The sequence below is a fragment of the Okeania hirsuta genome, from assembly GCF_003838195.1.
Taxonomy (GTDB): domain Bacteria; phylum Cyanobacteriota; class Cyanobacteriia; order Cyanobacteriales; family Microcoleaceae; genus Okeania; species Okeania hirsuta.
This window is the reverse complement of record NZ_RCBY01000041.1, coordinates 1-25,201: the sequence shown is the minus strand read 5'-3', so window position 1 is coordinate 25,201 and position 25,201 is coordinate 1. Positions and strand designations below refer to the sequence as shown.

At 36.4% G+C, this 25,201-nt stretch carries 17 protein-coding genes and 2 pseudogenes; 11 read left to right on the top strand and 8 right to left on the bottom strand.

Translation table 11 applies throughout. From position 1 onward, the window contains the following. Positions 1-241: 241 nt before the first annotated feature. Positions 242-1,717: a glycoside hydrolase family 13 protein gene (locus D5R40_RS09735; RefSeq protein ID WP_124154567.1), complete on the top strand. Its 1,476-nt coding sequence runs from the start codon at positions 242-244 to the stop codon at positions 1,715-1,717. Between the two features lie 648 nt (positions 1,718-2,365). Continuing rightward, complete coding sequence (locus D5R40_RS09730; RefSeq protein WP_124154566.1) at positions 2,366-2,608, top strand: hypothetical protein; 243 nt, start codon at positions 2,366-2,368, stop codon at positions 2,606-2,608. Positions 2,609-2,637: 29 nt separating this feature from the next. Here the strand turns inward: D5R40_RS09730 and D5R40_RS09725 are convergent, their stop codons facing one another. The 4 genes from D5R40_RS09725 to D5R40_RS09710 all read right to left on the bottom strand — a co-directional run bounded on the left by D5R40_RS09725 (position 2,638) and on the right by D5R40_RS09710 (position 11,056). After that, positions 2,638-3,528, bottom strand: a complete 891-nt coding sequence (locus tag D5R40_RS09725) for an alpha/beta fold hydrolase (protein WP_192901274.1) — start codon at positions 3,526-3,528, stop codon at positions 2,638-2,640. Positions 3,529-4,037: 509 nt separating this feature from the next. After that, entirely contained in the window at positions 4,038-4,616 is a 579-nt protein-coding gene (locus D5R40_RS09720; RefSeq protein WP_124145921.1) for a thylakoid membrane photosystem I accumulation factor, read from the bottom strand. Positions 4,617-5,227: 611 nt separating this feature from the next. Beyond that, the gene (locus D5R40_RS09715) at positions 5,228-6,322 is read right to left on the bottom strand and encodes a phthiocerol/phthiodiolone dimycocerosyl transferase family protein (protein ID WP_124145920.1); all 1,095 of its coding nucleotides are present in this window, start codon (positions 6,320-6,322) and stop codon (positions 5,228-5,230) included. Positions 6,323-6,886: 564 nt separating this feature from the next. Next, entirely contained in the window at positions 6,887-11,056 is a 4,170-nt protein-coding gene (locus tag D5R40_RS09710) for a WD40 domain-containing protein (RefSeq protein WP_124154564.1), read from the bottom strand. 887 nt (positions 11,057-11,943) lie between these two features. On the opposite strand from D5R40_RS09710, the pseudogene D5R40_RS39375 reads away from it, so the two are divergent. Next, positions 11,944-12,612: pseudogene (locus D5R40_RS39375) on the top strand (NAD(P)H-dependent oxidoreductase). Positions 12,613-12,920: 308 nt separating this feature from the next. Here the strand turns inward: D5R40_RS39375 and D5R40_RS09700 are convergent. Beyond that, the gene (locus D5R40_RS09700) at positions 12,921-13,259 is read right to left on the bottom strand and encodes a P-II family nitrogen regulator (RefSeq protein ID WP_124145918.1); all 339 of its coding nucleotides are present in this window, start codon (positions 13,257-13,259) and stop codon (positions 12,921-12,923) included. Between the two features lie 513 nt (positions 13,260-13,772). On the opposite strand from D5R40_RS09700, the gene ilvB reads away from it, so the two are divergent. Continuing rightward, positions 13,773-15,611: a biosynthetic-type acetolactate synthase large subunit gene (gene ilvB, locus D5R40_RS09695; protein WP_124145917.1), complete on the top strand. Its 1,839-nt coding sequence runs from the start codon at positions 13,773-13,775 to the stop codon at positions 15,609-15,611. Positions 15,612-16,501: 890 nt separating this feature from the next. On the opposite strand, the gene D5R40_RS09690 is transcribed toward ilvB, so the two are convergent. Further along, positions 16,502-16,762, bottom strand: coding sequence for a hypothetical protein (locus tag D5R40_RS09690; RefSeq protein WP_124154563.1), 261 nt, complete (start codon positions 16,760-16,762; stop codon positions 16,502-16,504). Positions 16,763-16,801: 39 nt separating this feature from the next. Beyond that, positions 16,802-17,974 carry an N-acetylglucosamine-6-phosphate deacetylase gene (gene nagA / locus D5R40_RS09685; RefSeq protein ID WP_124145916.1) on the bottom strand — a complete coding sequence of 391 codons (1,173 nt, stop codon included), beginning with the start codon at positions 17,972-17,974 and terminating at the stop codon, positions 16,802-16,804. A gap of 239 nt (positions 17,975-18,213) precedes the next feature. Here nagA and D5R40_RS39370 point away from each other — a divergent pair. The 6 genes and pseudogenes from D5R40_RS39370 to D5R40_RS09660 all read left to right on the top strand — a co-directional run. Next, a pseudogene (locus tag D5R40_RS39370) lies at positions 18,214-18,810 on the top strand (chromophore lyase CpcT/CpeT); the annotation flags it as partial. Next, positions 18,787-18,927 (top strand): PEP-CTERM sorting domain-containing protein, encoded by a 141-nt coding sequence (locus D5R40_RS42510; RefSeq protein WP_375339376.1) that lies wholly within the window; start codon positions 18,787-18,789, stop codon positions 18,925-18,927. The pseudogene D5R40_RS39370 and the gene D5R40_RS42510, both read left to right, overlap by 24 nt. Beyond that, positions 18,920-19,048 (top strand): hypothetical protein, encoded by a 129-nt coding sequence (locus tag D5R40_RS40900; protein ID WP_275670404.1) that lies wholly within the window; start codon positions 18,920-18,922, stop codon positions 19,046-19,048. The genes D5R40_RS42510 and D5R40_RS40900 overlap by 8 nt, the downstream gene beginning before the upstream one ends. 212 nt (positions 19,049-19,260) lie before the next feature. Continuing rightward, a complete protein-coding gene (gene purE / locus D5R40_RS09670) occupies positions 19,261-19,794 on the top strand; it encodes a 5-(carboxyamino)imidazole ribonucleotide mutase (protein WP_375339375.1) in 534 nt (177 codons plus the stop codon). A gap of 185 nt (positions 19,795-19,979) precedes the next feature. Next, entirely contained in the window at positions 19,980-21,437 is a 1,458-nt protein-coding gene (locus D5R40_RS09665) for an ammonium transporter (RefSeq protein WP_124145913.1), read from the top strand. A gap of 77 nt (positions 21,438-21,514) precedes the next feature. Then, on the top strand, positions 21,515-22,378 hold the full coding sequence (locus tag D5R40_RS09660; protein WP_240039061.1) for an SGNH/GDSL hydrolase family protein: 864 nt from the start codon (positions 21,515-21,517) through the stop codon (positions 22,376-22,378). Positions 22,379-22,665: 287 nt separating this feature from the next. Here D5R40_RS09660 and D5R40_RS34930 read toward each other — a convergent pair whose 3' ends face one another. Further along, complete coding sequence (locus D5R40_RS34930; RefSeq protein WP_124145912.1) at positions 22,666-22,971, bottom strand: hypothetical protein; 306 nt, start codon at positions 22,969-22,971, stop codon at positions 22,666-22,668. Positions 22,972-23,755: 784 nt separating this feature from the next. On the opposite strand from D5R40_RS34930, the gene D5R40_RS09650 reads away from it, so the two are divergent. Continuing rightward, positions 23,756-24,961, top strand: a complete 1,206-nt coding sequence (locus D5R40_RS09650) for a 4-hydroxy-3-methylbut-2-enyl diphosphate reductase (protein WP_124145911.1) — start codon at positions 23,756-23,758, stop codon at positions 24,959-24,961. The last annotated feature ends 240 nt before the right edge of the window (positions 24,962-25,201 follow it).

Below are 25,201 nucleotides of genomic sequence, written 5' to 3'. Positions count from 1 at the left end.
CAATGTAATTTTGATTTTTCCTTAAATAATTCTTTGCTAATAGGCCATAATACTCACTAATTTTTTTTCAGTGGCTTTGGCAAATTCTAGAATATTATGTGTCCTGTACAAATCTAACCCTTCTCTACATCAAACTGCCTAGTCATTGTGACAAATTTTAATATTACTTTAATTTGTGATACTTTGAGACCAATTTCCTGTCAAAATAGTAGTGGTTTCCTAATTAAAGAGATAATTATCTATGCAAATTCAAACACCAGAGTGGGTAAAACACGCCGTATTTTACCAAATTTTTCCAGACCGTTTTGCCAAAGGTCAACCACCTACCCAAACCAGAAAAGGTATAGACAAAGGTTATTATCCTTCTACCCTAGAACCTTGGGATGAACCTCCTACTCCCCAAGGTTACAAAGGTGGCAACCTCTGGGGTGTCATCGAACAACTTGACTATATTCAAGACCTGGGTGTCACTGCTATTTATTTCACTCCTATTTTTCAATCAGCTTGTAACCATCGCTATCATACCCATGACTATTACCGAGTCGATCCAATTTTAGGAGGTAATGAAGCTTTAAGAGTATTGATAGATGCTGCTCACGATCGCAATATAAAAGTTGTTCTGGATGGAGTTTTCAACCACGCTAGTCGCGGTTTCTATTTCTTCAACGATATCTTGGAAAACGGTCCCCACTCACCCTGGTTACATTGGTTCAAAATAGAAGACTGGCCTCTTTCTGCTTACGATGGCAGTTTACCTGCAAACTATGTCGGGTGGGTAGGCAACCGTGCTTTACCTGTATTCAATCACGATAACCCCGAAGTGAAAGAATACATTATGGAAATTGGGGAATATTGGTTAGAGTTTGGCATTGATGGTTGGCGGTTGGATGTGCCATTTGAAGTTAAGACTCCTGGGTTTTGGCAAGAATTTCGCGATCGCGTCAAAGCTATTAACCCAGAAGCGTATATTGTGGGTGAAGTCTGGAGTGACTGCGTGCAATGGTTAGATGGTACTCAGTTTGATGGGGTGATGAATTATTTGTTTACTGGTCCAACTATTGCTTTTACAGCGGGCGATCGTGTAGATATTGACCAAGTTAAAGGTTGTGACTATTCAGCTTACCCAGCTATATCTGCTGTTGAATATGGTCAAAAAATGCAGGAGTTGCTGCAACTCTATCCTTGGGAAATTGAACTAACTCAACTGAATTTATTAGACAGTCACGATACAGCTCGAGTTTTGAGTATTGCTCAAGGAGATCAAGTAAGTGTTGAGTTAGCTACTCTGTTGTTAATGACTTTTCCTGGCGCACCTAGTATTTATTATGGTGATGAAGTAGGTTTACCAGGGAAGTTAGACCCTGACTCTCGTCGTGGTTTTCCTGCTACGGAAAAATGGGATAATCAAGTTTTGGAATATCATAAACAGTTGATTGCTATTAGAAATAAATATTCTGCTTTGCGTACGGGTAGTTATAAGGTTTTATTTGCTGAGGGAAATGTGTATGTATTTGCCCGTATGTTAGGAGATGAGGAAATTATTGTGGTTATTAATAGTGGTACAGAAGCAGCAAATGTAAATGTTTCTGTTACTCAGTTTAATTCTCGACCTAGTAAAATTGTTTATGGTAGTTGTGAAATTTCCTGGCAAGAAGAATCTACTCAATTAGAATTGAATTTACTACCTAGAAAAGGCTGTATTTTTGTTAATAATTAATTGTATTATATCATGTTTGGTTGAAGACTTACACCTTGGAGGAAGGAAGGCAGAAGGCAGAAGGGAAGAAAAGGTTAGAAGGGATAAAGTTTTTTGGTCGCGTGAGCGTAACGGAGTTCTATCACTGATTATCCGTTAGCGTAGCTCCCCCGGAGGGGGAACATGATATTATAGATTCATAAAAGTAGTTAATTATTTTCTTTTTTTAAGAAATTATTTGTCAACAAAAGATCGAGTAGGATGTGTGACAGTACGCTGACCATTTATCGAATAATGGTCGGTTTGACTGTCATTCACCGCATGCTGAATGATCAACTAATTAAAGTAATTGATGAACAGAAAAATTTTCATTATGACCGAAAAAATTTTGTCTCAAGTTTCCCCTTTTAAGGGGATAAAAAGCGTTTGAGACAAAAGCATTACGCATTCACCAATCCCAAATTTTCTATATATTCTTCGATAATTTGATGCTTGGCTTTAGTATGAGGGTCTATTGTAGGAAGCTCACTGCCATCAGCACCTCATTTTGCTTTCGAGTTACTCATTATTGCTTTTCTCCAGAAATAAAATTACTATTAGGAAAGTAATATAAGTATTGTGCTTATATACGCTTGGATATTCAAATTATTCTATCAATTTTATACAACAATGAAAATTGCTACTAAACTCACTCAAGAACAGGCGCAAAAACTTGCCTTTATCCAGGAAAAAACTAAACAAAGCACAGATGAAATTTTACTATCTGCCCTCGAATATTACTATCAACAACTTTTGAATACTTCTGAAAACCATCTGAAAAAATTTAGTCAACTTGACTTTATTGGTTGTATTGAAGCTGAACCAAATCTTGCTGAAAACTGTGAATCAATTTTGATAAAAAGTAATAGCTAATCAAGAATAATTATTTAAAAAATCTATTATTAATTTTCCCTAATAAAATCCAGAATATAATTAGCAGTAACTTGTGACTTTTCCAAATGAGGAACATGACCACAATTAGGAATCCAAATCAGCTGAGAATTAGCGATCGCGCCCTCCAATTTACCAGCATCACTAGTACCTAAAATCCGGTCATTTTCTCCCCACAAAATCAATGTTTGCTGTTGTAGAGAAGGCAATTTTTGTTTGAAATTACCATACCCACCACTCTTAGTAAAAGAAATTAAAGCTTGATTCCAACCAGGCATTTCTAGATGTAATCTGGCACAAATATTAGCATCTAAAGTCGCAAAACTTTTATCAAAATAAGCACTACGACTAATATTTGCTCGAACCTGGGGACGACGCAAAAATTCTGTGGCGAAATAGTCAAGTGGAGGAAAAATAAACTTACTAATAATCGGATTATTTTGCATTCCAGCACTATCAATTAATACCAATTTTTTCACAACTTCCGGGTAAGTCAGAGTAAAATCAATAGCAGCAGCACCACCCATAGAAGCACCTACTAAAATAACAGGTTGGTCTATCAAACTTTTCCAAAAATAATAAAGATGAGTAGCGATCGCTTTTGGATTAATTTTTAAATTCGGCAATCTATCTGTAAAACCAAATCCCAATAAATCAACAGCAAAAGTTTGATTTTGAGCAGCAAGTAATGGCAAAAGGCGACGAAATTCAAAAATAGAACTATCAAAACCATGGAGTAATAAAATCGGGGTATTACCTTCACCTTGAGAGACAAAACTTGTATTAATTGTTTGAGAAATCAGAGGAGTATAAATTGATTGATACTGAATATTTTGAGCAAAAGAAATAGATGTAGATTCAGTCAGACTTTCGGTTAATTTTGGTAAAAATTTAGAATACATTGGCATTAAACAATTAATAATTAATAATTAATAATTAATAATTATCTCTCCTTGAAAAGAGAGGCATTAAACCTTAATTATTCGGTAAAGGAGAGAAAGCAAGGTTAAATATTAGCAAACACAAGGATATAGTGTATATGAGCTACATATATTAACAATCAAATGTTTGTAGTGCGGGCATCTTGCCCGCAATAGCATCTTACCCGCGATGGGTGTACTTCACCAAAGTGGAATTTGCTGTATCAGGACTTATGCATGAAGTACGAAAGACTAGGATTTGAGATTGCTTCCCTATCGGTCGCAATGACGAAAAGACATTAAAGGCAATGAATTACAGAGTTTTTCATTTGGGTAAACTACAGTAAGGACGTTCCATGGAACGCCCCCTACAAGGTTTTGCTTGTTAAGATGTGGTTCATCAAGAGCGAAAAGCGCTGTAATAAATGAATTAATAGCTGATAGCTGATAGCTGACCGCTGTTTGCGCAGCAGTCCGTAGGAAATGCTTATCTAATTACTCAATTCAATATTTATCTCATTAACAATTCTACGTTTAAGTTCAACAGACTCAGAGCGAGGTAATAAATCAAAAACTTCTCGAAAAGCATCATCTACTTTTTCAAAAGCAACTTGACCTTTAGCATTTAAAACAACTTTTCCTTCTTGGTCAATTAAAACAGTTTGAGGTACAAATCCTTCATAATAATAAGCTGATTTTGTAGAATCATCAGTAACAGGAGTAATAATAGCATCCACATTAACAGGAATAAAACTTGCAGCACGACCATAGAATGCTTGAAGTTGAGAAACTACAGTCGAAAATTGTTTACAATCTTTACTATCATCTAGAAAAAAGACTAATAGAGCAGGTTTAGAACTTTTGAGAGATTCGTTTAATGTTACTCTAGCAGGTACAAGAGAACCATTACCCGCATAAAGGGCAAAAATATTACCATCAAATCTATCATCATTTAGACTTGCTAAAGCAGTTGGTGTAGCTATTAGTAGTAATAAAAATATTGCCAATAAAAAACTCAATAAAGCAGAGATAATTTTTTGCCATGAAAATCGTTGTATTGAATTTAGCATAATTTTATATATCTTAGGTTGTGTAAGTAAGTTAGGAATGAATTATATCATGTTTTGTAAAATACTTGTAATAGAAGCTTGTAGTTGCGCTTTAGTGTTGCTATATTTCTGGTGCTAAAGTACAAATACAAACAAAGACTTTTTTATAACTAATTACCTGAAAAATTATCTGAAAATAATATTACTCCCAACTCTTGAGATTGCTTTCCTACGGAATGCTCCACAAACCTTCCACTGCGTTATAGTCTCTGGGGACATAGTGATATTTAGTTATATCTCTTAATTTAATTACCGAATAATTAATAATTAATAATTAAAGAATTTTGGTTTAAAGCCTCCCCTTTTAAGGGAAAAAAAAAGAAATAAGATCTCCTTATATTCAATCAATAACGGTTTTAACCAGAGGTAATTATCAATTATCCATTATCAATTATCAATTAATGAAAAGATACCACTAGATATTCCATTGAGTCTTTAATTAGCTTTTCTATAACAGTCTGACTAATTAAAGGTTGAGTGTATACAAAGTTAAAAGTTATTTTGTCTTGAAAAGTTGAAACACTAACATCAAAAACGCTACCCAAAATAGTTATTGATGCACCAAAACTAATTTATTCTAACTCAAACTGACCATAGTCAGATTGAATTTTCACTTTGCCAATATTAGAGACTATTATAGAACTAAGAGTTTTTTCAGGATTCTCTAAACAGTATTCTAAAGATTGACACAAAGAAAAAACATTATTGTAAATTTCCGGTGTTTTTAATCTTGCTTTAATTTGTTCTGTAGCTTGTTTTGCCAAATCCCAAAATGACATTTTCTCATTAACTATGTAAAAAGAATTTAAAGAAGAAATTAAGACAGCCATGTGTTCATCACCAATAGGATAATTTACTTTTCTTCTCATGTCTACAGCGGAAACACAACTAAAATAAAAGTCTTTATCTTTTGGTTCTAAATGTTTAGCTAATGCCAACATCATTGCCGAACAAATAGCTCCTTGAACAGTAACTTTTTCTTGTTTACAACGTTGAATAAGTTTTTGAGTCAAACTGGGATTTAATTGTTTTTGAATAAATCCACAGGTACGTTGTTGATGAGGTACATATTTTTCAAAAGGAAGGGTATCTATTGGTTGATTTGATGTTGATAATTCTGCATTATTTTCTATGGTGTAATCATTAATTATTTCTTCCATAGAGGGAGGGGGTGTTAATTTATCAACTTCAGGAATTTGGCTATCTGATACAATTTTTTGACAAAAACTCAAAATCTCTGAATATAAATGAACAGCAGAAATAGCATCTGTGATTGAATGATGAATTCTGGTAATCAAATAATTAGTTGTACTGTCTTCACTTGATTTAATCAGAGTAGCTCTTAGCAAGACTTTTTTGTTTTCAAACTTTGTGTTTAACTCATTCACAAAAATAGTTTGCCAATATTCAGATTCAGGATTCAAAATAACCTCTAAAGGTATTTTCTCTGTACCTTCAGTTTTAAACATTAAGTTATCCAAAGGTCCGACAATATGAGAATTTAATAGAGGATGCCGAAGTTGAACTAATAACAGCGATCGCCTCAAAACCTCTGGATCGAGAAATCCTTTGATTTTTCCAACTACTACAACGTGCAATGAGTTGGCCTCGCGCTGAACAACTTCCCAGCCTTTTTCTATACTGAAAAGAGGTCTATCATTAGTCATATTTTTATCCTAAATATATTCAACAATTAATAATTAATAATTTCCCCTAACGACTGCTTGTTTCTTTTTTCAAGGAAAGGCTTTAAACCTTAATTATTCGGTAAGGGAGTAGGAGAGGTAGGGAAAAGACAGAAACTTCTAACAAATTAAAATCTTGAGTAATACTAATACTATTTTGGGATAATTAAGGCTTGCTAATTAGGGTTTGCGCTCAAAAGTCTTTTTGTTAGGGTAGGGAGTAGGGAGTAGTTAAGAGGAGCGGATGAACGGGGAGTTGTACAAGAGGTAGTCGTTCATCATTGCCCCTGAGTTTTTCTCTCGTCATTACAAAAAAATCCTCACTTTTTCCACTCCATCCACCGAAAAGCTGATATTTCAGCAGTTCCTCAAATTCTTCAAACCAATATCTGTCAATGCTTTGATATTTAATCAGCAAGCCCTAATGAAATCTAAAAGCATTGATATATAAAGACAAGTACCTTTTTGGGGTCGAAAAAAGTGTCTGGTTTTCAGTCTAAAATGCTCAATTAGAAATTGAATACTGATAACTGATAACTGATTAAACTACTCACAAATTTCTAAATCTTCCTTCACCTTGGGATGAGTAATAAAATAATTTTGAAGCCAATCACAAGAACCTTTCAACAAATCATTCAATCCTTTCACGCGCCACAACTGTAAATTATTATCCACCAAAGTTGCCACATATTTACCATCCAAACTTAAAGCCTTAGCATTCTCAAATTGAGCTAATTGACGTCCAGTAATATCCCAAATTCTTACCATTCCATCTTTGCCCATACTAGCCACCTGTTCCCCATCAGCACTAAAAGTCAAATTATTCACACTACCTATATTGCCCTTCAGATCAGCAATTTGATTCCCCGAAAAATCCCAAATTTTGACTACCCCATTGCTATCTCCCGTCACTATGTACTTTCCAGATGGACTAAAAGCCATACTCTCGACCCAACTTGAAAGAATTTTCAATTCTGACACAAGCTGAAAAGAACTATCCCAGATTTTGGCAATACCATCCTCTCCAGCAGTACCAATATATTGTCCGTCTGGACTAAAAACCACATCCAACACACGACCATTATGCCCTTTTGACTCAGCCAACTGTTGACCAGAATTATTCCAGATGCGGGCAACACCATCTTCTCCCACCGTTGCTAAACGTTGCCCATCTGGGCTAAAACCAATTTGCTTTGCTCTGCCCTTTTTACCTTTTAGCTCTATCAACTCTTCTCCTGAAATCTTCCAAATTCTCCCCTGACCACTATCTCCCGCAGTAGCTAGACGTTGACCATCAGGACTAAAACTCATATCCCCAAACATTCCCAGATATCCATTGAATTGAGCTAAAGGTTTTCCCGAAATATCCCAAATACGGGCAGTACCATCAACTGCTGCTGTTGCTAACTTCTGACTATTAGAACTAAAAATTACTGACCCAAAAATATCGGAGTTCCCCTTGAGTGTTGTCTCATAATTACCTTCTAGTTCCCAAATTCTACCCGTACCATCCTCTCCTAAAGTTAATAGTCGTTGTCCATCAGCGTCAAAGTTAACTTCCCAAACCCTGCCTTGATGTCCTCTAAGATTGGTTAACAAATTACCATTCTTGTTCCAAATTTTCACACTACCGTCACTACCTGCTGTAGCTAAACGTTCGCCATCCGGACTAAAACTAACACTGGTGACAATTCCTTGATGTCCAGGAAGTTTTGATAATACTTGGCCTGAAGTATCCCAGATCGCGACTGATCCATCTTCTCCTGCTGTAGCCAAACTTTTGCCATCCGGACTAAAGCTAACATTCCAGATCCCGCCTTCACCTCCCTTAAGTTTGGTTAGTAGTTTACCGGAACTACGTCGCCAAACCCTAATTGTGCCATCCCATCCAGCAGTGGCTAAACGTTGACCATCTGTACTAAATATTACTTTTTCGACGCTACCTTTATGCCCCCTGAGTCTGGCCAACTGTCTTCCGGATCGATTCCAAATTCTCGCAGTCCCATCCCATCCAGCAGTAGCTATATATTTACCATCAGGGCTAAATGTGACATCTAAGATTCGACCTTGATGTTTTTTGAGAGTCGCTATTTTCTTGCCTGATATATTCCAAATTCTTGCAGTGCCATCTTCTCCTGCTGTAGCTATATATTTACCATCAGGACTGAAAGTAATTTGCCAAATTTGACCTTCATGGCCTTTTAGTTCTACTTGCTGCTTACCCAGAAAATCCCAGATTCTAACTGTACTATCATCTCCTGCTGTAGCTAGAATGTTTCCTTCTGGTGAAAATTTAATGTGAGAAACTTTGCCCTGATGTCCTCTTAATTGAGCTACAGACTGACCTGAGTATTTGAGGATTTTGGCTGTACCATCATTGTTAACTGTGGCGAGTAGTTGGCCATCAGGACTCATGGTAATTTTTTTGACGTTGGGAATTTGATTTTTCTCGTGAATATTGTTGAGTATTTGTTGTAAGGCAAATATGGGACTTGTAGCTGGATAATATTGAAGTGGGCGATCGCCTCCAACTAATTCTTTTAGTTCTTTTCCAACTTGCATTGCTGATAGTAATGCTTCTATTTCTGCAATTTCAAATTTTCTTAAAGCACTAATTCCTTTGTGTTCTAGTTTTGTACCTTCTTGTGCTTCTTGAAGTTCATACTGTGCTTTTTCTAGTTGATATTCTGTTCTTTGAAGTTGGTTTTGTGTATCTTTAAAAAGTTTACTTGCCCAACCAACTACTGTCATTGCTGTTATTGATACTATAACTAAACCCGCCGCTCCTAGTTTGAGTTTATTCTGCTGATTTGAAGATGTTTTGACTTTTTTCCGAATTATCTGTTTTTTCTGAACTTTGTTATTAACTTTTTTTGCTGGTTTATCTGCTTGTTTCTGTTGTGACTGAAGTTGAATATTGTTGGAATTATTTTGAATTTTATTTGCTGCTATTTCCCCTAATTCCTGTTGTGGCTGAACCTGAATTTCATTGGAATTATTATTTTTATTATCTTTTTCTTTTGGGTTTAATACCCCTCCGTCTATAGTGTGTTTAAAATTGGATGAGGACTCAAATTCCAACCACTTTTTCTTCCTTCCTTCTTCCTTCTTCCTTCTTCCTTCTTCCCTGTGATCCAGATTTTTTTGTACTGGTATTTCCTGTTGTTTCTGTTGTGGCTGAAGCGGAATATTATTGGGATTATTCTGATTTTTTTGTGCTGTTATTTCTCCTAATTCATGTTGTGGCTGAACCTGAATTTCATTTGAATTATTATTTTTATTATCTTTTTCTTTTGAGTTTAATACCCCGCCATCTACAGGGTGTTTAAAATTGGATAGGGACTCAAACCCCAACAACTTTTTCTTCCTTCCTTCTTCCTTCTTCCTTCTTCCTTCTTCGGTGTGATTCTGATTTTTTTGTACTGGTATATCCTCTGGCTTAATCAAGCCATTATTATTTATTTGATTAGTTTCTTTAACTTCAATATTAGAGAAATCAGGTATCATTAGAGATATTTTTTCCCGGTCATTTAATTCTAATATTTGAGGATTAGTTTGAGGAGCAGAATTAGTTACTGTTGGTAAATATTGTTGTACCCATTCTTGATTAAAAATTTCTGCATATATCGGACTGTATACTTCTAAAAAACCATTATTGATTTTCGCTACACCAGACCTCAATAATTCTTTAATTTCCCATCTATTATTAGCGATCGCATCATTTTTAAATTTTTGATTATCTTGACCAGGCGGTCTTAATCTACCATGTTTTAATATTTGTTGATATATTTCTAAATGACTGGTAGATTTCTGTATATTCTTCAGCAAAAGATTTTGTATTTTATTGAAATGAATTGGGTAGTCTTGTGAATCCCAGTTTTCTATAACACAAATTTTTACTAAATCTTCTATTAAAGCTATCTCATTATAATTTTCTTCTCCTCTTCTTTCTCCCAGATAGTCAATCGCTATTTGACACAGTTTTTGCGTTAAAAATGGTTGTCCACCCGACCAATATAATATTTTTTCTATAACTTGTAGTGGCTGTTTAACTATGCCTTTAAATGGCTGTACTAAATGAGCTACTTCTTCTTTTTTGAAACTATTAAGTTCAATAAATCTACATCTATCTATTAAATTATCGGGTATAGTTTTTCCTAACAAAGCAAATGTTAAGCGTTGAAATTTTGGATTATTTGTTCTTTCCTCAAGACAATAATCAATTAATACCCCTAAACTACTAAAGCCCGAATTAACAACACTATCATCATTAACTTCATCTATAAAAATTACTATCTTCTCATTTTGAGTATTAACTAACAATACCTCTTCAATAAAAATAAATAATCTTTCATCCGCAGGTAAATCTGCCATTTCTTCCCACCATAATTCCGGGAAATGCCGAGGAAATAAAAAAGTATTCTCTAAAGTCAAAATTATTTGCTCATACCATTCTTCTAGAGTCAAAAGTTTATTATTAACTCTAGTCATATCTAAAGCAATACAGATAATATTTTCTGCTTGCAACAGTTGTATTGTTCTAATTTTTAAACTTGATTTTCCCGTTTGTGGAGAACTTAATACATAACAATATTCACCTTTCTTCAAAGCATTAAATAACTCTTTATCTACCGAGCGTCTAACATAAGTGGGATGTTCTAATGCTAAATAATTACCTACTTGATAGCTATATTCTTGATTCTTCTGTATTTTCATATTTATCAAAATAATATCGGTCTAAAACCCCGCCTTGATTGGCAAAATATTTTTGGAGCGAAGCTCAAATCCCTGTTAAAAAAGTAACTTCTGACTTCTAACTTCTGACTTCGTTAACTTGACTATTCTCACTAGCAACTGTATCAGATATAAAGCTTTCAATTCAAATTAACTCAAAATTACATTTTTATTATTTTATTCAGTTTTGAAAAATGAATGCTTATAGAAATCAACATTTGGAGAACAAATTTTTCCCTAGTTTATCCTTAATTAATTATACTTATGATATATTTTGAAGGAATATTTATATTTTCTTTGCTTTTACCCTGTAGCTCGATCCAAAAATTCCAGCAATAGTAAAAGGTCATTTCACTAAGAAGGAAGAAGGAAAAAGTGGATGGAGACTCAAACCCCAAGCAATTGTAAACACCGCTCATGAGGTGCGGGATATTAAACCCAAAGGAAAAAGATAAAAAAATTTAATTTTTCACAGAATCAAAAAAACGAGATAATAAATAATTAGTATTACAATTTTATTTTAATTAGCTATAGGTTTAGGAACAATTTGGATAGCCATCAAAAATGTGGAAAATTTCATAAACTAGCTCATAAACTAGCTATAAGTACAACAGGTTTTATCTCTCTAATTTAGATATTTATCCTAACTCCAGACTGCCTACAAATATGGTTAGGAATTTTCCGACTAGCCATCTATATATAGGTGATTGAATGTATAGCAATAGCCAGAGCAGTTAGGACTTGCTAATTATGAATCTTAGACTAGCCAATGTTTTTTCCACTGTTCCCTGTTCCCTGTTCCCTATTCCCTGAGATAAACTAAAAAGCTAATAATTTTCAAAATATTCTCAGGATAGAAAAACCAAAAGATGAAAGTATTAATTGTGTATTGGCATCCTGAACCCCAGAGTTTTAACGGTGCAATGTTTCGTCAAGTTTGTGAAGTTTTAGTAGATGCAGGGAATGAGGTAAAAACTTCAGATTTACATGAAATGAATTTTAATCCTGTTTCCAGCAGACAAAATTTTAAAACTGTCAAAGATCCAAATTATCTCAAACTACAACTTGAAGAAAAATATGCCACTGAAATGAATAGTTTTGCCGAAGATATAGACTCAGAAATAGAGAAAATTGAGTGGTGTGACCTAATGATTTGGCAATTTCCGTTGTAGTGGTTTGGTTTACCCGCAGTTTTCAAAGGGTGGGTTGACCGTGTTTTTGCTATGGGGCGCGTTTATGGCGGCGGTCGAATATATGAAACAGGAGTTTTTCAGGGAAAACGGGCGTTATTGTCGTTGACCACAGGTGGTATGGAAGATATCTATATTAAGGGAGGTTTCAACGGCGATATTAATGGAATTCTACGACCTATTCATAGAGGAATGTTTCAGTTTGTTGATTTTGATGTATTGGCACCAAAAATTGTATATGCACCTGTTCGGATTACCGATGAGCAGAGAGTGAAAATATTGGAAAATTATGCTGCTCCTCTGAAGGAAATAAGTAAAGAATTTGGCATTGATGTTGGTATTTATTAATATACCGTAGGTTGGAAAAACGGCAGTAATACTCAACAAAAAAAACCACATTTGTTTCAGTTACTTTCCCTCAATTCAACCTACAGCTATAACTACAATAAATGTTTTTAGAAGGTCTAACAAAAGCTAGACGTTAAATGTTAGGTTTTGAGGTATAAAAAAGTTTTGACACTTCAATTATTAGACCTCTTAAGCAAATTGAAAATCAAATAAATGACAAGACAAAAATCATAAATTTTTCTTTGCCAGAAGTCTCAAAGTAACTTCTAACTACCTATCACCTAACACGAAAAAACCTCTCTCTAAAACTAGATTGCTTCTATATTACTTTCCCCAGTCCTAATTCTCACAATTCTATCTACTGGAGCAATGAAAATCTTACCGTCACCGATCTCACCAGTACGGGAGGCAGAAATAATTTTTTCAACAACCATATCCACCTGGTCTTCTTCAACTACAATTTCAACCTTGAGTTTCTGCAAAAACTCAACCGTATACTCAGAACCACGATACCTTTCAGTTTGACCCTTCTGACGCCCAAAACCTCTGACTTCAGAAACAGTCATACCCACGATACCAGCATTAACGAGAGCAATTTTAACCTCGTCCAGCTTAAAAGGCCGAATAATAGCTTCTACTTTTTTCAAGTTATTCACTCCTTACACTTAATTTTTAAGTTTACTCGTTTATCAGGATGACATCTTTTCAGATCGTCGCCAAGTGGGCCTTATCAGGAAAGGCAGAGGGCAGGAGGCAGAAGGCAGAAGGGAATTGTTCCTCCTGCCATCTGTCTGCCCGTGACCGAAGGGAACAAGGGTATAAAACCCCATCGTCACTCGCGTTGCCTACAAGCTTGTTGGGGTCAGAAACTCCATCCAATTGCTCCTCTCTTGGTCAGCATTCCCTTGCGTCTGACGCCGACGCGGGGTCTGACCGCTTCTGCCCTCTTCCCTCTGCCTTCATTTATTAAGAAAAATACATTTACTCAGCAGTTTTTTGAGTAGGCTTCTAAAATCTTAAAAATACCGAAAAAATTACTCTTGTTAGAAAATCTTAAAGTTTTTTATAAATTATGTAAAAAAAGACTTTTTATTACATCTCATTTTTGATTAAAATTATACTTTTAACTATACATAATAGTATCTAGAGAGGAATTGCCTGTGCAATTACAAACTAAAGTTACCCTAAAACGAGCAACGGGTGCTTTTGCACTAATGGATAGTCTCAAGCGTCATGGAGTCAAACACATATTTGGCTATCCCGGGGGTGCAATATTACCAATTTACGACGAACTCTACCGTTCAGAAGCAGCAGGAGACCTAGAGCATATTCTAGTCAGACACGAACAAGGAGCTGCTCATGCCGCCGATGGATATGCCCGTGCCACTGGTAAAGTAGGTGTATGCTTTGCTACATCAGGTCCCGGAGCCACAAATTTAGTAACAGGCATAGCTACTGCTCACATGGACTCAATTCCTATGGTAGTAGTTACAGGCCAAGTCGGCCGAAAAATGATTGGTACTGATGCCTTTCAAGAAACAGACATTTATGGCATTACTCTACCAGTTGTTAAACATTCTTATGTTGTCCGAGACCCAAGGGATATGGCCGGAATTATTGCTGAGGCATTCCATATTGCTAGTACAGGTCGTCCTGGCCCAGTCTTGATTGACATTCCCAAAGATGTAGGTTTGGAAGAATTTGACTATGAACCCGTAGAACCAGGTTCCATCAAACTACCTGGATACCGTCCTACTGTCAAAGGCAACCCCCGGCAAATTAACCAAGCAGTAAATTTGATGCTAGAGGCACGCCGTCCTTTACTATATATAGGTGGTGGTGCCATCTCCGCAGATGCTCATGCAGAAATTCAAGAATTAGCAGAACATTTTAATATTCCTGCAACTACTACTTTGATGGGTAAAGGTGCTTTTAACGAACATCATCCCCTATCAGTAGGAATGTTAGGAATGCATGGTACTGCCTATGCTAATTTTGCGGTGAGTGAGTGCGACTTATTAATTGCTGTTGGTTCCCGTTTTGATGACCGGGTAACTGGAAAGTTAGACGAATTTGCTTGTCATGCGAAAGTAATTCATATTGATATTGACCCGGCAGAAGTAGGTAAAAACCGGACTCCTGATGTTCCTATTGTTGGGGATGTACGCCAAGTTTTGATAGACTTGCTGCGTCGTTGTCGAGAAACAGGAGATTTAGTTAATCCCGATCAAACTCAGCCTTGGTTAGAAAAGATTAATCGCTGGAAACAAGATTATCCTTTAGTTGCCCCCCAACATTCAGATAGTATTTCACCCCAAGAGGTAATTAACGAAATCGGCAAAATGGCTCCAGATGCTTACTATACAACTGATGTTGGTCAGCATCAAATGTGGGCTGCTCAATTTCTGAAAAATGGGCCTCGGCAATGGATCTCTAGTGCAGGTTTGGGGACTATGGGTTATGGGATGCCTGCTGCTATGGGGGCAAAGGTGGCACTGCCAAACCGGGAGGTGATTTGTATTGCTGGTGATGCGAGTATTCAAATGAATATTCAGGAGTTGGGGACTCTGGCACAGTATGGCATTAATGTTAAAACTGTAATTATTAATAATGGCTGGCAGGGTATGGTGCGTCAATGGCAAGAGGCATTTTTTGGTGAGCGCTATTCTTCTTCTAATATGGAGGTGGGAATGCCTGATTTTGTGATGTTGGCTCAGGCTTATGGAATTAAAGGTATGATGATTTCTTGTCGGGAGGAGCTGAAAGAGGCGATCGCTCAAATGCTGGCTCACGATGGACCTGTATTGATGGATGTTCGTGTGACTAAGGATGAGAATTGTTATCCAATGATAGCGCCTGGTAAGAATAATGCTCAAATGGTTGGTTTACCTATTCGTAAGCAACTTGAACAAGCTGTGGAGTTCATTACTTGTAGTAATTGTGGGGCACAAAATAGTGTTACTCATAATTTCTGTCCTGAATGTGGCGTTAAATTGTAATTGAGAAGGAAGAGGGAAGAAGGAAGAAGGAAGAGGGAAGAGGGAAGAGGGAAGAGGGAAGAAGAAAAATATTGCTTTGTCTAACAAGGCTTACGCACCAAGCGCCATATCTAGTAGGGGCGAATGGCATTTGCTAAGGCAAAGCTCCGAATTGCGCCCCCTACTGGACTGACACACCTTAAATGGTGCATTAGGGAGTGGGGAAGTGGGGGAGTGGGGGAGTAGGGGAGTAGGGGAGATAAAGACACAAATCTATTGCACAGTTTTAGCTGTGTCAGTCTACTACAGATAGCTTTCAGCAGATTTTTTTTGAGATGCTCTGGTTTGCCTTTGGGTGGCATCTGGTTCTAAAAGTATTCCGGAATAGAAAAATCTCCCGAACAATTATTCCGACTTTATCTGTCTTGCCAAATTTTTCAGCAGATTTTTTTTGAGGGACTATGGTTTGCCTTTGGTTGGCATCTCGTTCCAAAAGTATTGCGGAACAAAAAAATTTCCCGAACAATTCTTCCGATTACTTCAGGAAGAAATAGGGAAGAGGGAAGAGGGAAGAGGGAAAATATTGCTTTGTCTGAGTTTTAAAAAGTATTTCGGAACAGAAAAATTTCCCGAACAATTATTCCGGCTTTATCTGTCTTGCCAAATTTTTCAGCAGATTTTTTTTGAGGGACTATGGTTTGTCTTTGGTTGGCATCTGGTTCTAAAAGTATTGCGGAACAAAAAAATCTCCCGAACAATTATTCCGACTTTATCTGTCTTGCCAAATTTTTCAGCAGATTTTTTTTGAGGCACTGTGGTTTGCCTTTGGGTAGCATCTCGTTCCAAAAGTATTCCGGAACAGAAAAATCTCCCGAACAATTATTCCGACTTTATCTGTCTTGCCAAATTTTTCAGCAGATTTTTTTTGAGGCACTGTGGTTTGCCTTTGGGTAGCATCTCGTTCCAAAAGTATTCCGGAACAGAAAAATCTCCCGAACAATTATTCCGACTTTATCTGTCTTGCCAAATTTTTCAGCAGATTTTTTTTTGAGGCACTGTGGTTTGCCCTTGGGTAGCATCCCGTTCCAAAAGTATTCCGGAACAGAAAAATCTCCCGAACAATTCTTCCGACTACTTTCTCGGTCTTCCCACCCTCCCCACACTTCCCACATTTTGCTTTTTTCAGCAAACTCTAAATATTCTCTGCCAACTCAAATCCTCGTTACAAAAATAACTTCTGACTTCTGACTTCTGACTTCTGACTTCGTTACCCTCCATCTCAATAAATTTTTCCCAGACTTACCAATAATTTCACTATCTATTCCTAACGCCTTCCGGGGTGCAATAGTCGCCAAATAAATTCCCGTCTCAATATCACAAATTCCCCACTTCACCAAATTATTAACCCCAACTAATAAAGGTAAAGTTGTTCCTGATAAAGTTCCATCTTTTAATCTTGCCGTACCATTTTTAACTTCTATTTCTCTAGTATCCCAAGGATAAATTCCATCAGGTAATCCCAAGGGTGATAAAGCATCACTAACCAAAAATATTCCCTGTTGATATTGACTCGCTTTCAACAAAATTTCTATCATTGTTGAACAGACGTGCTGACCATCAGCAATTAAACCACACATAACATCCGAATTTGTAATTGCTGCCCCTAATAAACCTGGTTTTCGATGATGTAAACTCGGCATCGCATTAAAAGCATGAGTCACCATTGAAGCTCCAAGTTTAAAAGCTTTTTCTGCTTCATTTGCTGTGGCTTGAGAATGCCCTAAACTAACTGTAATTCCTAGATTTTTTAAATAGGGAATAACTGTTTCTGTGGAGTCTAATTCTGGAGCTAAAGTAATGATTTTAACTATCTCAGCATACTCTCCCAAAACTTCTTTGACATTTTTGAGCGTTAATGGTAGTAAATATTCTAATGGATGAGCGCCTCGCTTTTCTGGATTGAGAAAAGGACCTTCTAAATGAACACCCCAAATTTTTGCCATTTCTGGGTCTTGAGGTTGTGAGGCCAAATTGTGGAAGATTTGGAGCGATCGCTGAATATTATCTATAGAAGTTGTGACAATAGTGGGCAAAAAAGCATCTATTCCTTGTTGCCATAAATACTGACAAATCTCCTGTATTTTAGTAGTAGAATTTGCATCTACTTCCGGAAAAGCTAAACCTAAAGCACCATTAATTTGTAAATCAAACCCACCGAGAGAAACCCAATCTTGTTGAACATCAATAGTGGCAGATGAGGTATGTAAAAGTTCTTCTGTTTGAGGGATAATTTGTTTAATATTGCCAGTAGAGTCGATTAAAATCTGCTGTAGATTTTGATCACCAGGGACTTTAGCGTTAATAATTCTAGTAGTTAAATTCACGAGCTTAAGTAGGTAGTTCTAAATTAAATGTTCAAAAAAGTTTAGGGGCGGGTTTAACCAAAAGCTTTGACTTCAGTACGGTCGAGTTCTAAAAACCCGCCCTTTAATATTACGTTTATTTATGCTCACCTACTTAAGTTAAAATTTCAAGAAAAATTAGAGTTAGGAAAATATTAGAATCTGTGTTAAACTAGGTGGCAATTTAATAAGATATTTTTGATGAAAAGAAGTGTAGAAAAATGCAGATAAATCAACTTAAATTTTGTACTCTAAGCACTCTACTTTTAAGTGTGACATTTGCTCAAAAAAGTCATGCTGCAACTATGATGCCTCCCATTTTATTTCAAGTGGAGCAGGTATCACAATGGTTCACTGGCTTATTTGATAATACTAAACAGGTTGCTGATAATCCTATGATTCCTCAGATTACAATGTCAAATTGTCCGGTTAAACTTATTGGCAGTGACCTGATGGAAAATACAGAAACTGTTTATTTAGAACAAACAACAGGAGGATTTCCTTTTCGGGTGCGCTTGTATTCTTTTTTTAGTAATAATGACTCTCAAGTTACTATTAGTATTAATCGTTTCCTCAACGAAACTTCTTTATTTGGTTTATGCGATCGCCCTGAATATGAATAGTTTATTAATGCTACAAATTTAGATGATTTTAACTGTGAAGTCAACCTTTCTTTTGTTTCTAATACCTATGTAGGGACTAACGACCCTGAAGGTTGTTCAACGACTTTTCCTGGAGGTACAGTTGTTTCTGATATTGTTATTCAGCCTAATAGTATTGACTCTTTAGATAGTATTTTTGATGGTAATGGTAATCTGTTATTTGGCACACCTATAACCTTTAATCGCATTGAAGCAGTTCCTGAACCGTCGATATTATTCGGGTTATTTATATTAAGTAGTTTAGGATTAGGAAAAGCCTCTAAACATGATTAAAAAAATCTGGTTTCTGGGAATAACGATGAAAGAGTCAGGAGTCAGGAGTCAGGAGTTAGGAGTTAGGAGTCAGGAGTCAGGAGGAAAGAAAGAAGAGGAGGAAAAGGAGAAAGTTTTTTGATCGCTAATTATCCGGACATGATTAGGACTTACGCAGATATGCTATATATAGCGCTCACAACTATTGGACAATAGTTATCATACTCTATACATAGTGCCTTTGCGTAAGTCCTGATGATATTATAAAAATTTTCTTTTCACAAAGGTAGACTACAAAACTTTTGCCCTCTGCCCTCTGCCTTCTGCCTTTAAGCTAAAATCTCTGTATTTTTAATGAAAACTCCTATAAATATGAACCCAATCATCGGAATTATTATGGGCAGTGACTCAGACTTGCCCACAATGAAAGAAGCGATCGCTATCTGTGAAGAATTTGAAGTCCCCTCAGAAGTCGCCATTGTCTCTGCCCACCGCACGCCCCAGAGAATGTTTGAATATGCCCAAACTGCCCATCAAAGAGGATTAAAAGTCATAATTGCCGGAGCGGGTGGTGCAGCACATTTACCAGGGATGGTCGCATCTTTAACGCCACTACCGGTAATTGGTGTCCCTGTACAAACCAGAACATTACAAGGTATAGACTCCCTATACTCTATAGTACAAATGCCAAGAGGAATACCAGTAGCCACAGTAGCGATCGGCAATGCTAAAAATGCTGGTTTATTAGCAATTCAAATATTAGCATCCCACCAACCAGAATTATTAGAACGAGTCCAAAAATATCGTCAGACCCTAGCTGAATCAGTAATGGACAAACAAACTAAATTAGAGGAAATGGGGTACCAGGAATATTTAACACAAATTTAATTAAATTGCAAACATTTGAGAGCAAAAATCTGACAAATAATTGGTATTGTTACAGGCAGAGACTTTTGTGAAAAGACTCAAACAGCTATTGCTACTAAATCAAATAAAAGTAGCAAGAGATACAGAAAATCTATACAAGAATTGATGCGCTATTTTCACTTGTAAACTATTAATTAGTTCTCACAATGAAATCTAAAGTAAAGTTCAAGAACAATAGAACAAAAAAGAAACAGTTATTATCAGCAAGATATAGCAGTTTCTTAGAACCGACAGCACTGATAAACAGGTTAGATCGGACAAGATGGTTTTCCCCTGCGACATTAGCCTGCATACCCCTAGTATTCATAATTATTGCGTTATGGGCAGGAGCTGCCACAGCTCAAGACCAAGAATTAACCCCAGAGTATGTCAAAGGGGTATTAGACTCAATATGGATTTTGGTAGCTTCAATATTTGTGATTTTTATGAATGCTGGTTTCGGAATGTTAGAAACAGGTTTTTGTCGTCATAAAAATGCAGTTAATATTTTAGCAAAAAACCTAATTGTATTTGCCTTAGCTACATTAGTTTATTGGTCTATAGGATTTTCCATAATGTTTGCTGGGGACCATCCCTTCATTGGTGGGGGTGGTTTTTTCCTAACTGGGGAAGCTACTAGCTACGGACTAGACCCATTTCCTTCTGGTTTACCATTGCCTGTATTTTTTCTATTCCAAGCAGCTTTTGCCGCTACGGCAGCCACCATTGTTTCTGGCGCTGTAGCTGAAAGGATTGAATTTAGTGCCTTTTTATTCTTTAGCTTGTTAATCACAGGTATTTCATACCCCATTACCGGACATTGGATCTGGGGTGGTGGTTGGCTAGCTGAAATGGGCTTCGGTGATTTTGCCGGTTCAACAGCAGTCCACTCAGTGGGTGGTTGGGCAGCACTGGTCGGAGCATATATTTTAGGGCCAAGAATGGGCAAATATGATGAGGATGACCAACCGAGAGCTATTCCTGGTCATAATATGGGTTTTGCTACCTTGGGCTGTTTAATTCTGTGGATCGGCTGGTTTGGCTTTAACCCTGGTTCAGAACTAGCAGCAAACGAAAATGTGGCCTATATCGCCGTAACTACAAATTTAGCAGCAGCAGCAGGGGGAGCTACCGCAACTATTACATCTTGGTTGAAAGATGGTAAGCCAGACCTTTCAATGATTATTAACGGCGTTTTAGCTGGACTGGTAGGTATTACAGCAGGTTGTAATGGCGTATCTTATTTAGAGGCAGTAATTATCGGTGCTGTTGCTGGCATCATTGTTGTGTTTTCTGTACCTTTGTTTGACCAGTTGAAAGTTGATGACCCAGTAGGTGCCACATCAGTTCACTTAGTCTGTGGAATCTGGGGTACTTTAGCTGTTGGTATTTTCGTTGAAGATGCTAATATTTTGACTCAGGCCATAGGTATTATCTCTGTAGGATTGTTTACAGTGATTATGAGTACTATCTTCTGGCTGGCTTTGAAAGCTACTACAGGTATTCGTGTCCATGGAGAACAAGAATTTGAAGGCTTGGATATTGCTGAACATGGTATGGAAGCTTATACAGGGTTTATGAAGGAACCTGATGCCCTTGGTACTGGCATAGTGCAAAAACACTAATGGGAAAATTCTAGGTAAAATAGCCATAGCCATAAATCAGTTACTTCAGTATCGGAGACTAATTTAATTCAGCTACGGTGTTTACTTTATCTAAAAATGTTCCAACTTGGGCTTGGTGTTCTTTAGCTGCTAACGGGCTACTGTTATTAACAGTGGCCACTTTAGTTATGAATGACTACAAATTGTCAGAAGAGCCTCAAGCAAATGCTACAATCAACTATGCTACTGATAGGATTAGAACTAATAGACCAAGTCCACTATTTGGGGAAGCGAGGAAAGAGCTTCTGGCTATTGGCAGAAACCATAAATGGACTTATGCACAATGGGTAGAACAGTTACAGCGAGAGGCGATCGCTGCAGCTAAAAATCGTCCTGATCGTCTAACTGTTATGGTGGGAGATTCTTTGAGTCTTTGGTTTCCATCGCAACTTCTCCCTAGAGATAGAACCTGGTTAAATCAAGGAATTTCTGGAGAAACTTCGTCTGGCCTATTGAAGCGACTTTATTTATTTGATAGTACGAGGCCAGAAACAATTTTTGTGATGATTGGTATTAATGATTTAATTCATGGAGAAAGCGATTGGGCGATTTTAGCAAATCAAAGAAGAATTATTAACGAATTACGATACATTCATCCTGGGAGTCAAATAGTTATCCAATCTATTTTACCCCATAGTGGAGAGGCGGCTATCTGGGAAGGTCGCGATTATCTTTTACAACTACCTAATAGTCGCATCAGAAGAATAAATCGTAGCCTAAAAGCGTTAGCTGATGATGAAGGAGCATTTTTTTTAAATCTTCACCCACTATTTACAGACTCTCAAGGTTTTCTCCGAGGGGATCTTAGTACCGATGGTCTGCATCTAAATGATAATGGTTATCAAATTTGGAGTACGGCGATCCAAATGTATAGCAAAATGAGATTAGAAGAACCCCAGTAATATCAAATCCGGTTGAATACTTATCATATATTTGGGGGTGGGGATATGGGGACCAACCCCTAATATCATGTTCGGTTGAATACTTATAAATGACTGTTGTGAGGAGTCAGGAGTCTGGAGGACCGAGTCAGGAGGAAATATTGGAGAAAAAGAACAAATATTCGAGAATAGTATTGATAATTTAAGTATTTGTTTGGTACTGTTGATACCCGGAGTCCTTCAATTTTATCATTTTCTTTGTGGGTTTAATACCCCACCGTCTACAAGGTGTTCAAAATTACTTGGGGTTAGAATCCCCATGTAATTTTCCTCCTGTCTCCTGTCTCCTGTCTCCTGTCTCCTTCTTCAATATAACTGACCCGTCCGAACATGATATAACCCCTCCCAGGATGGGAATATGGGGTTAGGGGGAGATTTAATATTGAAGTGTGGATAGAATTATAAACATATACTGTATAACCGGATTCTATGTAATACCATTTCTCAAAAACTTTTCTACATTTTATTGAGTGGGGGAGTAGGGACGTTGCATGCAACGTTCCTACAGAGTAAACATAAAAATAATTAATATTAACTGAGCTGCTAATTAGCAAAAATGGATTTTGTCTGTATTAATTATTTAATAACTGAAGTTTTACTTAAGTAAAGCATTACTTTTGAGAGTTGGTATAAGTAATTTCAGTTATCAGTTATCAGTTATCAGTAAATCTAGCTGAAATAAGAGGCTTGAAATCTGAAATATTCTTTCTCTTGGTCGATTGGATATGGCGTTAGCGGAGTGGCTCTGCAAGAGCAGGTTTCCTAGCCATCCCACCCTACAGGAAGCTCCGAATATCGACCGCTTTTTATACCCTTAAAAGGGGAGATTTTAGGCCATAAATTTTAGGTAAAGAGTTTTTCTATAACATAAGCCTTTTTATGCAAAACTCCATAATTTTAGTTCTCAAAGTGCTTGAATAACTTTCCACTTTTTATATCAAAACACAAATTACCCCCTAAAATGGGGAAGCTTTAAACTGAATTTTTCGGTAACTATTTTTTTTGAATTTGATAGAAATAATTAGCGGTTCACCAGTTTTTGTAATACTTGATTATACTCATATGTGGAATGTGGAATATTCAGAAAATCATACCAATTTTATTTCAGGTATTAGGTAGTTATAAAATCTCCTAAACTAGGAACATATTATATTTATTTCTGCCCATCGACTTACCAGTTTATGTGTAATTTATACCATGTCTGCTTAATTAGAGATCAAAACATTTTTTTCTCTATCATTCCTGCTTCCTCTTTCCTAGTTCTTGCTCCCTACCCGTAACGCTATAAGTACTAATTGCTATAAGATAAAAGAGATTTATCAAGGGTTGAAAATAATCATGGATACAAAAGCTTTTACCAGAGCACTAAAAAAATCTGAGAATTATAACCGCAAAGGGTTTGGTCATGGGGAAGAAGTTGCCACAGTTATGCAGTCTGTTTATCAAAGTAACTTAATCCAACAAATTAGAGATAATGATTATACCCTACAAAAAGGGGATGTTACTATCAAACTCGCAAAAGCTTTTGGTTTTTGTTGGGGTGTTGAAAGGTCAGTAGCAATAGCTTATGAAACTCGTCAACATTTTCCTAACCAACAAATTTGGATTACTTATGAACTAATTCATAATCCTTCTGTTAATCAAGATATGAGGGATATGAAAGTTAAATTTATCCCTGTAATTGATGGTAAAAAAGATTTTTCTGTAGTTGGAGATAATGATGTTGTAATATTACCTGCTTTTGGTGCAAGTATTCAGGAAATGCAAATATTAAAGGAGAAAAATTGTCAAATTGTTGATACTACTTGCCCTTGGGTTTCTAAAGTTTGGAACAGTGTTGAAAAACACAAAAAGAAAAAATTTACTTCTATTATTCACGGTAAATATAGTCATGCAGAAACTATAGCTACTAGCTCTTTTGCTGATAAATATTTGATAGTTCTGAATAAATCGCAGGCAGAATATATCTGTAATTATATTCTTAATGGTGGCAACCGTGATGAATTTATAGATAAGTTTAAAAATGCTTATTCTGAAGGTTTCGATCCAGATTTAGATTTAGAACAAATTGGTATTGCTAATCAGACTACTATGCTGAAAAGTGAAACTGAGCAAATAGGAAAGTTGCTAGAACGAACAATGATGAAAAAGTACGGACCAGATAAATTAAATGAGCATTATCAAAATTTTAATACTATCTGCGATGCGACTCAAGAAAGACAAGATGCAATGGCAGGTTTATTTGATGAAAAGTTAGATTTAATGGTAGTAATAGGAGGCTTTAATTCTTCTAATACGACTCATTTACAGGAAATGGCAATAGAAAATGGCATTCCTTCCTATCATATTGATGGTGCTAACAGAATTTTATCTGGGAATAGAATTGAACATAAACCTTTAGGAAGTGAGGTAAAAATATCTGAAGGTTGGTTACCTGAAGGTGAGGTAGTTGTGGGTGTGACTTCTGGCGCTTCAACCCCAGATAAAGCTGTTGAAGATACTATTAATAAAATTTTGGCAATGAAGTTGGTTGCTGTGAATTGAATATTGGTTTGTTTTGATTGATAAAATTGAGGGGTAAACTTAATATCACAGTTTCACCCCTACTAGAAAACAATACTGTAGTTTTAATTGATTCTTTGGAGAGTTTTGTCGCTCTCTTACCGAAAAATTGTGGGTATGCGCCTCCCCTTTTAAGGGGATAATAAAGAAAAATTTTCATTATTAGTCAATCCTCTCCTTGAAAAGAAGAGGTAATAATTAATTATTAATTATTAATTATTA

Excerpts from the sequence above, each read along its gene's own strand:
- D5R40_RS09735 (WP_124154567.1), top strand. The coding sequence starts at position 242 with ATGCAAATTCAAACACCAGAGTGGGTAAAACACGCCGTATTTTACCAA.
- D5R40_RS09730 (WP_124154566.1), top strand. The coding sequence starts at position 2,366 with ATGAAAATTGCTACTAAACTCACTCAAGAACAGGCGCAAAAACTTGCC.
- D5R40_RS09725 (WP_192901274.1), bottom strand. The coding sequence starts at position 3,528 with ATGTATTCTAAATTTTTACCAAAATTAACCGAAAGTCTGACTGAATCT.
- D5R40_RS09720 (WP_124145921.1), bottom strand. The coding sequence starts at position 4,616 with ATGCTAAATTCAATACAACGATTTTCATGGCAAAAAATTATCTCTGCT.
- D5R40_RS09715 (WP_124145920.1), bottom strand. The coding sequence starts at position 6,322 with ATGACTAATGATAGACCTCTTTTCAGTATAGAAAAAGGCTGGGAAGTT.
- D5R40_RS09710 (WP_124154564.1), bottom strand. The coding sequence starts at position 11,056 with ATGAAAATACAGAAGAATCAAGAATATAGCTATCAAGTAGGTAATTAT.
- D5R40_RS09690 (WP_124154563.1), bottom strand. The coding sequence starts at position 16,762 with ATGTGGGAAGTGTGGGGAGGGTGGGAAGACCGAGAAAGTAGTCGGAAG.
- D5R40_RS40900 (WP_275670404.1), top strand. The coding sequence starts at position 18,920 with ATGATTAAAAAAATCTGGTTTCTGGGAATAACGATGAAAGAGTCAGGA.
- purE (WP_375339375.1), top strand. The coding sequence starts at position 19,261 with ATGAAAACTCCTATAAATATGAACCCAATCATCGGAATTATTATGGGC.
- D5R40_RS09665 (WP_124145913.1), top strand. The coding sequence starts at position 19,980 with ATGAAATCTAAAGTAAAGTTCAAGAACAATAGAACAAAAAAGAAACAG.
- D5R40_RS09650 (WP_124145911.1), top strand. The coding sequence starts at position 23,756 with ATGGATACAAAAGCTTTTACCAGAGCACTAAAAAAATCTGAGAATTAT.